Raw genomic sequence first — 13,219 nt, 5'->3', positions numbered from 1 at the left:
TGACTCGCTGCGTTGAGGAGGTGTGAATGTGAAACATAAATAACTCCTCCTATAATTTGGTGTTAGGGGGTGCGTGCTAGGCACCAAATATCAACACGGGCAGCGCCGTTGCGCGCCAGTATAGCGGCCATAGTATTGGCTGTCGCGGTTGTTGTTACAACATCGTCGATCACGGCGAGGTGCTTATTTTTAACATCTGCGCTTGGTAAAAAAGCAAAGGCATGATGCAGATTTTTACGGCGTGCAGCGGCGTTCAAGCCCTGTTGGGAGTGCGTGGCGCGGGGGTGTTTGACTGCATGGTATACGGGAATGTTGAGGGCATTTCCTAGGTCATTTGCAAGTACTATCGACTGATTGAAGCCGCGTTGTAGGCGCCGTCGCCAGTGTATTGGTACAGGTATTAGTGCATCGGGGAGTGGGCCTAGCTGATCCGCGCAGCGACCTAGCCAGAGTTTGCTTAATACGGCGCCGTAATGGAGCTTCTTTTGGTGCTTAAAGCCGGCAATTAGGCGGTCTACAGGAAAGTCGTAACGCAATGCGGCGATGCACTGATGGAAGTCGGGTGCCTTGCGTAAACACCGTCCGCAGCGATTTTGCCTGGACTTTGCTGGTAGTGGTAGAGCGCAGCAGTTGCAGCAAGTAGTGAGCCAAGGAAGCTCGGATTCACAGGGGCTGCAGAGGTCTATGTCCCGTCTGCTGGGGCTTTGGCACAAGATGCAGCGGCCCTGTATCAGCCGATAACTGAGGTTTTTTATTCTCGAGATGTGAAATCTGTTAACCATGAGCATCCTTGCTGGTTGACAGCTTGCGATAAGCCTTTATCATTGTCACATTGAAATGACACAAACTTTACGCCGGACTTTATCATGACTAACGCCGCTTTAACGACAATTCGTAACGATTGGACTAGTGCAGAGGTGCAGGCTTTATTTGCACAGCCGTTTAACGATTTGTTGTTTCAGGCGCAAACAGTGCACCGCGCAAATTTTGATCCAAATGCGGTTCAAGTCAGCACGCTGTTGTCGATAAAAACCGGTGCCTGCCCAGAAGATTGCAAGTATTGCCCGCAAAGCAACCGCTATGACACGGGGCTGGAAAAAGAAAAACTGATGGAGGTCCAGAAAGTACTAGCCGAGGCGCGTGCTGCCAAGGCCTCTGGTACAACTCGTTTTTGCATGGGCGCCGCCTGGCGCTCACCAAAAAAGAAAGACATGCCCTACGTGACGGCGATGGTTCGTGGCGTGAAGGAAATGGGCTTAGAAACCTGCATGACCTTGGGTATGTTAACCGGCGAGCAGGCCGCTGAGCTTGCTGAGGCCGGCTTAGATTATTACAACCACAATCTAGATACCTCGCCGGAATATTATGGTGAGATCATTACCACCCGTACTTATCAAGATCGCTTGGGTACTCTGTCAAATGTTCGTGATGCCGGTATTAAAGTGTGTAGCGGCGGTATTGTTGGTATGGGGGAGTCGATCAAAGATCGCGCCGGCTTGTTGATGCAGCTTGCCAATTTACCTGTGCAGCCTGAGAGCGTGCCGATCAATATGTTGGTGAAAGTTGAAGGTACGCCGATGGCTGATGTCGCCGACTTGGATCCCTTTGATTTTATTCGCACGATTGCGGTTGCGCGGATCATGATGCCGAAGTCTCACGTCCGTTTATCTGCAGGCCGTGAATCTATGAATGAAGAAATGCACGCACTGGCCTATTTCGCGGGTGCTAATTCCATTTTCTATGGTGAAAAGCTGCTTACTACGCCAAACCCCAAAGCGAATAAAGATTTGGAATTGTTTGGGCGCCTAGGAATAAAGCCTGAAGAGCGTCATGTAGAGCACGATGACGACGCGCAAAGCGAGGCTTTATTGGGTGCCGTAGAGCAAGCTCAAAACGATCGCTTTTTCTATGACGCTACAGCCTAACCCGCTGTCGAGATAATTATGTTGACCGAGGCCCTGCAGCGAAGGCTGGCAGAGCGCCATGAGCAATCCCGCTATCGTAGCCGTCGTGTGTTGGACTCGGCGCAGGGCGCGAGGATTGTTGTCGATGGGCGCGAATTTTTGCAGTTCTGCAGCAACGACTATCTTGGCTTAGCCAATCACCCCAAGCTTGTTTCCGCCATGCAAAATGCTGCCGCAACATACGGTGTTGGCGGCGGGGCGTCACATTTGGTTTGCGGGCATTCAAGCCTGCATCATCAATTAGAAGAGCGCCTTGCAGACATTACAGGGCGAGATCGCGCTCTATTATTTTCTACTGGCTATATGGCCAATCTTGGAGCCGTTACCGCATTGATGGGTAAGGGTGATCATATTCTTGAAGATCGTCTAAACCACGCCTCATTGCTCGACGCTGGTCTGTTGAGTGGAGCCAGATTCCAGCGCTTTCAACACAATGATTTAGATGACCTTGAGCGCCGCCTCAAAAAGCTGCCGCTCGAGGGTTTGAGGTTGATCGTGGTAGATGCGGTTTTTAGCATGGACGGCGATATTGCACCGCTGCCGGAGTTAGCCGCTTTGGCAAAGCGCTACAATGCCTATTTAATGGCAGACGACGCTCATGGCTTTGGTGTTTTGGGCAAGGCTGGCGCGGGCAGCAGTGAATTATTCGGTTTGGATCAAGATCAGTTGCCGGTATTGATGGGCACCTTAGGTAAGGGGATTGGTAGCTTCGGCGCCTTTGTGGCGGGCAGTGAAGTGCTGATTGAGAGCTTGATTCAATTTGCTCGTCCTTATATTTACACCACCGCTATGCCGCCGGCCGTGGCTGCTGCAAGTTTGGCAAGTTTAGACATTTTACAGAGCGAGTCATGGCGTCGCGAACATTTGCAGCGCTTGATTAAGCACTTTCGCGACGGCGCAGCGGGGCTCGCTTTGCCAATGATGGATTCAGAAACCGCCATTCAGCCATTGCTTGTGGGTGAGGAATTCCAAGCAATAGCGATTAGTAAGGGCTTGGAGGCCGAGGGAGTTTTGGTGTCTGCTATTCGCCCACCTACCGTCGCCGCTGGTCAATCTCGGCTTAGAATTACCCTGTCGGCGGCTCATTCTGAAGCCGATATCGACCGCTTGCTTGACGCCTTAAATAAAGTGGTTCCCGCGGCTTTGCGTGTGGCGCCCCGAGTATCATGACGGCAGTTTACCGTGAGCGCCTTGCCTCATATGCCAGTGGCGCTGCTGAGTTGGTGCTACTTCACGGCTGGGCGAGTGATTCCGAAATTTGGCGAAGCTCGGTGCCGGCATTACGCCGTCACTTTCACGTCACTTTAGTAGACCTGCCAGGTTTTGGCCGCAGCGCTGCCTGCGAGTTTCACCGCGATCCGGCTCTGGTAATTAAGCAGCTTTTGCCGATACTCCCTGAATCTGCGATTTATTGTGGCTGGTCATTGGGGGGCATGTTGGCCACCTTGATTGCGGCAAACCACCCAGAGCGAGTGCGCGCTTTAGTGACCGTGGCCAGCAATGCAATCTTTGTAGCAGATGAGGCATGGTCGGCGGCAATGCCAGCAGCAGATTTTTTCACCTTTCAGGCTGCGCTTGAAAAAAGCACGGCCAAAGGTTTACGTCGTTTTAACTTGTTGCAACTACATGGCGATGAGCGTGCGGATTCGGTGCAAGCGCTGTTGCGCAATCAAAAATTACCATTGAATGATTCTGCGCTTGCTGAAGGTCTGCATTGCCTACAAAGTATGGATAATCGTTCAGTGCTATCTAATTTAAAGTGCCCAGTAATGCATGTTTTTGGCGCCGAGGATGCTCTTGTGCCGAGTGCTACTGCCGCAATGTTTGCAGCACAATATCCCGATCATGAATACAGTATTATGGCGGGCTGCGGTCATTTACCCTTTTTGTCCTCACCCGACGAGTTTGTTTCGCTAGTGCTTGCGTTTGCTCGCTTAAAAGAAATGCTCAGGGAGGACAAGCTTCATCATCTTGATAAAGCAGATATTGGTCGCTCTTTTAGCCGAGCAGCGGCGAGCTATGATGGCGCGGCAATGCTTCAGCGCCGCATAGCAGATCGCTTGATAAGCCTGTTGTCACAGACAAAAAATGCGCCATTAATGGATTTGGGGTGTGGGACGGGCTATAGCCTACCTGCTTTGCGAGAATACCTTGGTGAGGGCGAATTGCTTGCAGCGGACCTCGCGCCCGGTATGCTTATTTATGCAAAAGAACATCATCTAGATACAGTTGATGGCTGGCTGTGCGGCGATGCAGAGGATCTGCCTTTGGCAGATAATAGTATTGGACTAATCTTTTCTAGCCTTGCCCTGCAATGGTGTGAAAACCTGCCGGCGGTATACGCGGAAATTGAGCGCGTATTAAAGCCGGGTGGCTCGGCCGTTATTGCGACCCTTGGGCCGGACACATTGTATGAGTTGCGTGAGTCGTGGCGGCAGGTGGATGCCTACGCCCACGTGAATGAGTTTTCAGAGCGAGCTGAAATCCAGTTGGCTATTCAGAAGGCAGGTCTCCGTGTCGAAGAGTGGCAGGAGCACATCGAGTTAATGGAATACGAACAGCTGTCTGGCTTGACGCGAGAGCTAAAGAATATTGGGGCGCATAATGTTAATAGTGGCCGTCCAAATGGATTGACTAGTCGCGCGCGCATCAAAGCCTTAGCCAGCGTCTATGAGAAATTTAGAGGGCAGAATGGTCTATTGCCAGCGACTTATCAGGTTTGGTATTTGCGGTGTGTGAAACGGTGATCGGGTGCTTAATTTTGGGGCGCTCGGGAGGTTTGGGCATCTATTTGGTGCGAATTGAGTGAGGTGTTTTCCGGTTTTTGCTTATTGTTGGGGTGATTGACCTTACTTTTTATTATAGTTCGTAGCGCAGATCGATTTTGCGGCCTGGCGCGTCTTTTGCTTGGTTTAAAATAACTAATGGCTTCATAAATGTGCCATTAATTGCAGGTATTATTACAGCTACTCAAGGTGGTGATAGTCTGTTTGAAAGAGTATTCAACTAATATTGTATAAGTTTGGGTGGGAATTAGTCCCATATATACCTGATAAAAGGTTTAGTGGGCTTGTTTACGATTGAATGTTGGGCGTAGGTCTTTTATGCTTCCACTTGCAGGTGTGGGTGGCTCTTGCTGCTGAAGTTGGCGATAATCTGTCTATGAAATGGAATTGGAGTTTAATATGAATATGTTTAATAGTAAGTTGCTTGTGGCAGGTTTATTGTCAGCAAGTGTTATGGTTGGCTGTGGCAGTGATAGCTCAGCAGACAAGGATTCACCTACAGTAACAAATGGCAGCCTGACTGCTGCGCTGGGTGCGCTATCAGGAGCAACATGCGACATTACTAATGCTGCGGGTAGCACTTTAGAAACTGTGACGACAGGTGCCGACGGTAGCGTTTCAATCACTATTGAAACAGTAGGTAGCGATTTCCCGTTAATAGTATCTTGTACAGACGGTACCTACTTTGACGAAGCTAACCCAGATGATCCGGCGAAAACCAATGAGAGCGTTATTAAGTCTATAGTGCCTGATTTGGCTACCTTTAATAATGTCGGTGGTAACGTTGCGGTTACAACGCTGACGGATTTGGCCGTTGAATTGTATAATAGTCTTCCTGCTGGTGATAAAACGGTTGAAACAGCACTTGCATCTCTTGACGAGATTGTGCGTGTTCTTGCGCCAGAATTGGGTACAGGTGGTGGCGGCGTAAATCTCTTGGCTGCGCCTACTCCTGTTACCGCGGGCGATACAGTTGTACCTAATACGCCAGCCGGTGTTTATGCTTCATACCTCGCTGGTTTAGCTCAGGTAGCGAAAGATAAAGGTATCTCTCCTGCAGAATTAGGTGCTCTTTTGGCTGAAGATGTTGCTAACGGTGATCCGATTGATGCTGATACTGTAAGTGATTTAGGTAGTAGCGCGGCATCGTTTGCTGCTGACAAAGGTTTCACTGTGACAGGCACTACTGGTGACGGTGGCGCAGCGGTTAAGCCTACTCCTACCGGTACTGGTGGTACGGCTACTGGCGGCTGAAATTAATTTTTTCAGTAGTATAATTTGAAAAGGGCGGCTAAGCAGTCGCCCTTTTTTTATGCGTATATAATAGACTCATATACTTATGCCTAAAGCCGACATAATAAAGAGAGGTGTTCATTGAAAAAGGATATTTTTGCTTCGATCTTAGTGTTTGCGCTTCCTGCGGTGGTACAGGCGCAGGGAGGTATGAACATGCAGGGTATGAGCGGCTTACTCAATGTGCCGGACGCATCTGTATTGGAGTACGGTAGCGCAACTGTTGCTTGGGATGCTCAAATTGACGGGCGTTTTTCAAGAAACCGTCTTTTAAATGACCGCGGTAATGATATTAATATCGGTGCAGGTATATTCCCGCATGTCGAGATTGCTGGGCGAAATGTAACCGGTCGAACGACAACAGGTGGCTCAGATTTATCCTTTAATGTGAAATTGCAATTGCCTTGGGAGCTGCTGCATGGTTTGTCGTTTGCCATAGGTGAGCAGGATTTTGGTGGTTCAGTCAATGAATACGATACAAAGTACGCAGTAACTACGTGGCAGTATGGCAAATTCCGTTCGACATTGGGTTTCGGGCAGTATGATGGTCGTGCAGGGCAGACCTTGCGTTTAGATGGTGTTTTTGGCGGTATTGAGTACGTAGCTACCGATTGGTTGAGTGTTCTTATTGAAGATGACGGCCACTCGCAAAACTCGGGAATTAGACTGTCGACGCCGAGTAATTTGCTGCCCCAGGGCTGGAAGGCATCGATGATGTGGATGCTTTCAGGTGAAGAGGGTGCCGACGGCCGGGATGATTGGTACGGGTTTAATTTAAAGGTCCCGCTTGGCCAAAAATATCAGCGTGTATTGCCTTCGAAGCAACCGCGTGTGGCATATAAAGAGCGGGGTGCAGATGTTGTAGTAGAGCAGTACGGCTTGGATGCTGAGCTCGATAAAAATCCATTACTGTACCCGCCAGATACGAATATTAACGATCCGAAAGTACGTGCTCGAATAGAGAGTGAGGCGCAGTTAAAGCGCGAGCTCGTTGCGGTGAGTTTAGAAAAGATACGTATACAGCGTTACGGCAAAGAATGGGTTATTGCCTTTGAGAATATGAGTTATAGCAACGCTATTGATGGTTTGGCAGTTGCGATTGGTGTTGCCGCTTCTATATTGCCTGAAGGCGATCGGTTTTATTTGCAGCTGGAAAAATACGGCATCCCTGTGTTTGGCCTCGGAGGTGAGGTGAGTGCTTGGGACGCCTATATGAATGGCGGCGGTGGATTACCTGAGTCGGTGATGATCGCGGCTCCGACAAATAAATTGCGTCGTCGCAGTGGCGATGGTGTTATTAAATCTACTTTCAGAGATGTAAAAGAGTATCTGGCATTTCGCCCGACGGTAATGTTAAAACCAATTGTTTCATCGACCTTGGGAACGGAGTACGGCGTTTTTGATTATTCGCTAGCGGCTCGGGCTGATGTTGTTGTTCCGTTGTGGCAGGGGGCAGCATTTAATATTACAAAAGATTGGTCGATGTATGAGACTGAAGATTTTACCCGAGATGGTATTTACGGTGGTGTGTTTAGAGCGCAGCGTGTGCCAGAAGGTGTCAAAGATCGAGTGATTAGCCAGACTTTCCGCTTGGGTCAAGGTTTTACAACGATGATTTCGTACGGCCGATTTTTTTCGGTTAATGACGGGGTCTCGTTGGAAAGTCGTTGGGAGCCTGGAGACGGGCGAAATCGTTTTCGGGTGATTTTGACAGATTTTGAAGACAAATTTGATCCTCGTATAACTCGTAACGCGCGTTTAGCGTCGTGGCGATATTTTTTCCAAAGTACTAATAGTGAAGTGAATATAACAGGCGGTGAGTTTTACAATGAAGACTCTGGCTATAAAATTGACTTCACCCAGCATATTGGTGATACACGCTTACACCTTATTTATAAAAAGTCAGAGGATGATGCCTTTGCGGGTATTGGATTTACGATACCGCTTACTCCGCGCAAAGACTTTGGTCGAGTTGCTGGTGTTCAGTTAACGGGCTCCCCGAGCTGGCGCTATGATGTGAATACAATTCTGGGTGAGCAGGGCAACCGCCTAGTTTTTGGCCCGAATATCATCCCAACTGAATATTTCAATCTTCGCAATGGCTATTTTAATGGTGATCGCTTAAGTCCTGCTTACATCCGCGCTAACCAGGAGCGCTTGCGTGAGGCATGGCAAACGTTTGGTGTCGCTGCTAAGTAGCAAAACATTGGTATTACAGGTTTAGTGGGTCCCTTTTATGTTAAGTAGCCGACATTTCTTTGTTGCAGGTACGGATACAGATGTTGGCAAGACCTTGGTTGCCTGCGGCATACTTAAAGCTGCAGAAGCGCGGGGCTTACGAACACTTGCAATAAAGCCCGTTGCAGCTGGTGCTGAAAACACAGCCGAGGGTTTGCGGAATCAAGACGCCGTTATGCTTATGGCGGCAATGACGGAAACACTACCGTATAGTCAGGTCAATCCTGTGCCACTGGAGCCACCAATAGCGCCTCATATCGCCGCTGAGCAGGTAGGTAAAAGAGTAACTGTATCTCAGCTTGCGGGGCTATGTCGTGGTGCCATGATGCAGGCGGCTGATTTAGTACTCATTGAAGGAGCCGGCGGCTGGCGGGTCCCCTTAAATCGACATGAATTACTGTCTGGTTTGGCGGTTGAACTGCAAGCGCCGGTAATTCTTGTTGTGGGTATGAAGCTTGGGTGTATTAATCATGCATTGTTAACTGCTGATGCAATCCGAGCGGATGGTTTGCGTATCGCAGCTTGGGTGGCCAATCAAATTGACCCGCAAATGTCATGTTTTGATGAAAATCTTAGCGCGCTAAAGGCAATGTTAGGTGCGCCCTGTCTCGGTGTCGTGCCTCATTTCTCCGACGTTGATTTAACGCTGGAGGCGGTTGGCGCCCACTTGGATATTACTAATTTGTGATGGGTGTCGGAATTGCAGCTGAAAATTCGTTCCTATTTCGCGTTTAATGATATAACTACTAGCATTAGTTGTGCTTTTTATGACCCCTTCGTCAATCTGTATGGATGAGCAGTGAGCTTTATTAGATTTAAAGCTGGATTTGGTGGCAATATTCGGTAATTTTGTTGTTTTATGTTAACAGTAGGTTAAATTTCCGTAATAATCTGGTCTTATGGTTACGCGGCATGCGGGTTAAAAGTGCAAATGCTGATCTAATAGCTACATAATAAATACTTATAAGCTAGGAAATTGCGACAATAACGGGGTTAGGGATGCACAAAAAAAGTGGTTTTGCGTTGTTTGGTCTTCTTTGCGTTAGTGTTTTAGCTCCTCTTCAAAGTGTCGCCGACGAGGTATATCCGCATATATATATTCTTGGCACGATGACCAACACGGATTCCGAGCGTAACGTCGAGTCGACAAATAATGGCTGGCAGCTGGGCTTCGGTTATCCGATAAACGAGCGTTTATTTGTCGAGGGAGTGTATTTCGATAATACCCTAGAGACCGGCGACAATAATGGTAGTGATTTTTATCAGTCAGGTGGCGGGCTAGACCTTCATTACGGATTCGGCAATAGAGAGCAATTTACTCCGTTCGTACTAGCGGGTATAGGCGTTGCTGAAAATGATGTTGTCCCAGATGTGCTTGATGAAGACTCTTTTTATTGGAACCTAGGGCTAGGTTTTGTTGGTCGTATTTTTGATCTGCAATGGTTGCGGTATCGTGGTGAAGCACGTTATGTACAGGACGATTATTTAGACGGCCGTAGTGATATCCGTTTTGGTTTAGGTCTAGAAATTGCTTTGGGTACAGTTCAAGAGAAAAAAGAAGTTGTTGTAGAAAAGGTGGTATACAAGCAGGTTCAAGTTCAACCAAAGGATTCTGATGGTGATCGCGTAGTTGATCAGTATGATGAGTGTCCGAATACGCTGCCCGGTGCACGGGTGGATGGTCGTGGTTGTGTTATCGAGCAGCAAGTAATCAATATAGCGAATATTACTTTTGAGACAGGTTCTGCAACACTAACTCCGGTTGGTAAGAACACGTTGATGTCGGCTGTATCGTTTTTAGAAAGTCAAAATAACGTAAATATTGAAATTGCGGGGCATACCGACAGCGTTGGTTCAAATACCTATAATCTAAAATTGTCGCAGCAGCGTGCGGCGTCTGTTAAGCAGTTTTTAGTGGAAAATGGCATCGCGTCTAATCGCTTAGTTGCGAGAGGTTATGGCGAGGCATCACCGCTAGCTAGCAATGATACGCCTACTGGGCGGGCAACAAATCGACGGGTTGAGTTTCGTTTAACTACTCGGTAATTAATAATATCGTTTGAAGGAGCACCACATGCATTTGCAGAAGTTAGTTGTGGCATTGCTAATAGTGACGGCCACGTCATTTCAGTTGACCGCGTGTAAGTCAGCCAATGACGGAAAATCTGGAGGTGAAAATACAAGCACTTTCCAAGATAGCGATGGTGATGGTATCGCAGATACTGTTGATAACTGTATTGACATATCGAATGTTGATCAGCGAAATACGGATGGTGATTCGCAAGGCAATGCCTGCGATAGCGATGACGATAACGATAACGTTATGGATGCTGGAGATAATTGTCCGTTAACTGCAAATTTTAACCAAAGTGATCGTGACGACGATAATACTGGTGACGTTTGCGACGATAGTGACAATGACTCTATTTTTGATGACGTTGATAATTGCCCGGTAGTGTCGAACACCGATCAGCGTGACACCGATCTTGATGGGGCTGGTGATGCATGTGATATTGATGATGATAATGACGGTAAAATAGATAGCGTAGATAATTGCTCGCTAGTGTCTAATCCGGGTCAAGAAGATGCTGATGAGAATGACGTGGGCGATGTTTGTGAAGATGATATCGATGGTGATGGCGTACTCAATAATGTAGATAACTGTCCGACCGTGCCAAATTCAGACCAGATTGACGCCAATACCAATGGCATTGGAGATGTTTGTGAGGGGAGTGATACCGATGGTATTCCAGATGCATCAGATAACTGCCCAACTATATCAAACCCAAGTCAAACAGACACTGATGAAGACGGTGTGGGTGATGCCTGCGATACGGATGACGATAACGACAATGTATTAGATGGTGCCGATAACTGTCCATTAGTTAGTAATCAGAACCAACTAGATACAGATGATGATGGTACTGGTGATGCTTGTGAGACAGATGCAGACAACGATGGCGTATTGGATAACGATGATAATTGTCCGTTTATCGTTAACCCTAACCAAGCCGATTTCAATAATAATGGTGTGGGTGATGTCTGCGGTGACGCAGATGCGGATGGCGTAATAGATGCATTCGATAATTGTCCTTTGGCGTCCAATATTGGTCAAGCTGACCACGATGAAGATGGTTTCGGCGATGTTTGTGATACGGATAGGGATGGCGATAGTATTGAAAACGACGCGGATAATTGCCCCGACGTTTCCAATGGAAATCAGCTAGACGCTGATGGTGATGGTTTCGGCGATGCATGTCAGGATGATTTAGATGGCGATTTGATTGCTGATGTAAATGATAACTGCCCGAATACACCTAACCCAGCTCAAGAGGATTTAGATGGAGACAATGTTGGCGATGTTTGCGATGACTCTGATAGCGACGGAGTTGTAGATCCGGTTGATAATTGTCCAGCGGTATCAAATTCCAATCAAATTGATACAGATGGTGATGGAGAGGGTGATGCGTGTGATGTTGACGACGACGGCGACGGTATAGTTGACGGTGTTGACAATTGCCCAATGGTAGCGAACTTCGACCAAAAGGATACTGGCGATAACGGTGTGGGCGATGCGTGTGAGGCTGATAATGATGCTGATAATGTATTAGACGATGTGGATAACTGTCCGAGTGTTGCAAATACTGATCAAGCTGATTTAGATGATGATAATAAGGGTGACGCTTGTGATGATGATATAGATGGTGATGGTATCAGTAATGAGGATGACGTATGTCCTTTGCCAGGTGGTGCAGAGGCATGTACTCCAGATGCCATTGCAAATGCATTTGAATGTACAGCAGGTGCTCCAGCGGGCTCTATAGTTTCTGCTCAGGAAACGGGTTTAGTTTGTACTATTACTGATTTGACCGCGCCTTTGTTGGACGGGTGTTCTGTCATTTCGCCTGATAATGCTGTAGATCTGGATTTTGCTTCGTTCGCTATTGTTAATTATGACGTGGGTATACTTGATGCAATATTGCTTGGGGATGGCGGTCTCGGTGTTACTGGTTCGCAAAGTTTACAAGTTGATATGCCTGAAGTAATTCCTGCTGGTCAGGTTGCAGGCTTCATTATCAGCATTCCGAATAGTACTGTTGACCTTAGCATTGCACGTCGAATCAGTGTTAAAACTTACTTAAACGATACGCAAAATGGTGGTGCTGGTATCGATCAAAATACTGGGATTGCATTGCTTGGTCAGGGCGTGTTCAACAGTAACGATGCTTTGTTCCCTGCATTTGATCCAGCAGACCCTGCGTCGTTTTTCGATCCTGGTGCGTTTAGCTTCCCTGATCCAACGCAGTCGAATGATGAGGCGAAATATCTAATTGGTTTTATCGCACCAAATGACTATGACCGAATTGACTTAGTGATTGATGCGCAGCTTATAACCGTTGATTTAACTGAAGCGGTTAAAGTGTATGAAACCTGTACTGCGGCATATCCGAAGGGAGTAGACCCTACGGTCCCAGTAGACCCTGAAGACCCAGTAGATCCAACGGCGCAGCTTCAGGATTTATTTGGAGCAATTGCCGACCCTGCCGCGATTGCCGATGTGATGTCTCAGTTAGCTGACAATACGCCAGAGGAGCTGCAAGCTTTGGTAGATGCCCTTCAAAGTGGTGATCCAGAGGAATTGCAAGCAGTGTTTGATATGCTGGCAGCGAGTGCTCCCGAGCAAGTTCAAGACTTTATTGCCGTGCTAGCGTCGTTGGCAGAGGGCGGGGAGGGCACGCCAAGTCCAGAGGAGTTCATTGCGCTGCTCACAGATTTGGCTGGCGGTGGTGAAGGTGCCCCTGGTCCAGAAGAGTTGCTTGCCATTTTGGGTGACTTAGCCGGTGGCGGTGAAGGCACGCCAAGCCCCGAGGAGTTTATTGCACTGCTCACAGATCTGGCTGGCGGTGGTGAAGGTACCCCTGGTCCAGAAGAGTTGCT

9 protein-coding genes and 1 pseudogene are annotated in these 13,219 nt (G+C 47.9%); 8 read left to right on the top strand and 2 right to left on the bottom strand.

Annotated elements, in window-relative coordinates; all coding sequences use genetic code 11:
• Window positions 1-62: 62 nt before the first annotated feature.
• The gene (locus C0068_RS18870) at window positions 63-536 is read right to left on the bottom strand and encodes a ComF family protein (RefSeq protein ID WP_103686019.1); all 474 of its coding nucleotides are present in this window, start codon (window positions 534-536) and stop codon (window positions 63-65) included.
• Window positions 537-584: 48 nt separating this feature from the next.
• A pseudogene (locus C0068_RS19905) lies at window positions 585-782 on the bottom strand (double zinc ribbon domain-containing protein); the annotation flags it as partial.
• 84 nt (window positions 783-866) lie between these two features.
• Between C0068_RS19905 and bioB the strand changes: the two are divergent.
• The 8 genes from bioB to C0068_RS18830 all read left to right on the top strand — a co-directional run.
• Window positions 867-1,925 carry a biotin synthase BioB gene (gene bioB, locus C0068_RS18865; protein WP_103686018.1) on the top strand — a complete coding sequence of 353 codons (1,059 nt, stop codon included), beginning with the start codon at window positions 867-869 and terminating at the stop codon, window positions 1,923-1,925.
• A gap of 18 nt (window positions 1,926-1,943) precedes the next feature.
• Complete coding sequence (gene bioF / locus C0068_RS18860) at window positions 1,944-3,134, top strand: 8-amino-7-oxononanoate synthase (RefSeq protein WP_103686017.1); 1,191 nt, start codon at window positions 1,944-1,946, stop codon at window positions 3,132-3,134.
• Window positions 3,131-4,711, top strand: a complete 1,581-nt coding sequence (bioC, locus tag C0068_RS18855) for a malonyl-ACP O-methyltransferase BioC (RefSeq protein WP_103686016.1) — start codon at window positions 3,131-3,133, stop codon at window positions 4,709-4,711. The genes bioF and bioC overlap by 4 nt, the downstream gene beginning before the upstream one ends.
• A gap of 438 nt (window positions 4,712-5,149) precedes the next feature.
• Entirely contained in the window at window positions 5,150-6,004 is an 855-nt protein-coding gene (locus tag C0068_RS18850; protein ID WP_103686015.1) for a hypothetical protein, read from the top strand.
• A 120-nt stretch (window positions 6,005-6,124) separates the two neighbouring features.
• A complete protein-coding gene (locus C0068_RS18845; RefSeq protein ID WP_103686014.1) occupies window positions 6,125-8,242 on the top strand; it encodes a YjbH domain-containing protein in 2,118 nt (705 codons plus the stop codon).
• A 37-nt stretch (window positions 8,243-8,279) separates the two neighbouring features.
• Window positions 8,280-8,969: a dethiobiotin synthase gene (bioD, locus tag C0068_RS18840; RefSeq protein ID WP_103686013.1), complete on the top strand. Its 690-nt coding sequence runs from the start codon at window positions 8,280-8,282 to the stop codon at window positions 8,967-8,969.
• A 311-nt stretch (window positions 8,970-9,280) separates the two neighbouring features.
• Window positions 9,281-10,327: an OmpA family protein gene (locus tag C0068_RS18835; protein WP_103686012.1), complete on the top strand. Its 1,047-nt coding sequence runs from the start codon at window positions 9,281-9,283 to the stop codon at window positions 10,325-10,327.
• A gap of 28 nt (window positions 10,328-10,355) precedes the next feature.
• A partial coding sequence (locus tag C0068_RS18830; protein WP_199176241.1) for a thrombospondin type 3 repeat-containing protein occupies window positions 10,356-13,219 on the top strand: 2,864 nt, incomplete at its 3' end.

This window comes from Zhongshania marina (assembly GCF_002915595.1).
GTDB classification, from domain to species: Bacteria; Pseudomonadota; Gammaproteobacteria; order Pseudomonadales; family Spongiibacteraceae; genus Spongiibacter; species Spongiibacter marinus_B.
The sequence above is the reverse complement of the archived record's forward strand: the minus strand, read 5'-3'. Positions and strand labels throughout refer to the sequence as shown.

What these genes read in the sequence shown, in the direction of transcription:
- bioB (WP_103686018.1), top strand. Translation starts at nt 867, where the DNA reads ATGACTAACGCCGCTTTAACGACAATTCGTAACGATTGGACTAGTGCA.
- bioF (WP_103686017.1), top strand. Translation starts at nt 1,944, where the DNA reads ATGTTGACCGAGGCCCTGCAGCGAAGGCTGGCAGAGCGCCATGAGCAA.
- bioC (WP_103686016.1), top strand. Translation starts at nt 3,131, where the DNA reads ATGACGGCAGTTTACCGTGAGCGCCTTGCCTCATATGCCAGTGGCGCT.
- C0068_RS18850 (WP_103686015.1), top strand. Translation starts at nt 5,150, where the DNA reads ATGAATATGTTTAATAGTAAGTTGCTTGTGGCAGGTTTATTGTCAGCA.
- bioD (WP_103686013.1), top strand. Translation starts at nt 8,280, where the DNA reads ATGTTAAGTAGCCGACATTTCTTTGTTGCAGGTACGGATACAGATGTT.
- C0068_RS18835 (WP_103686012.1), top strand. Translation starts at nt 9,281, where the DNA reads ATGCACAAAAAAAGTGGTTTTGCGTTGTTTGGTCTTCTTTGCGTTAGT.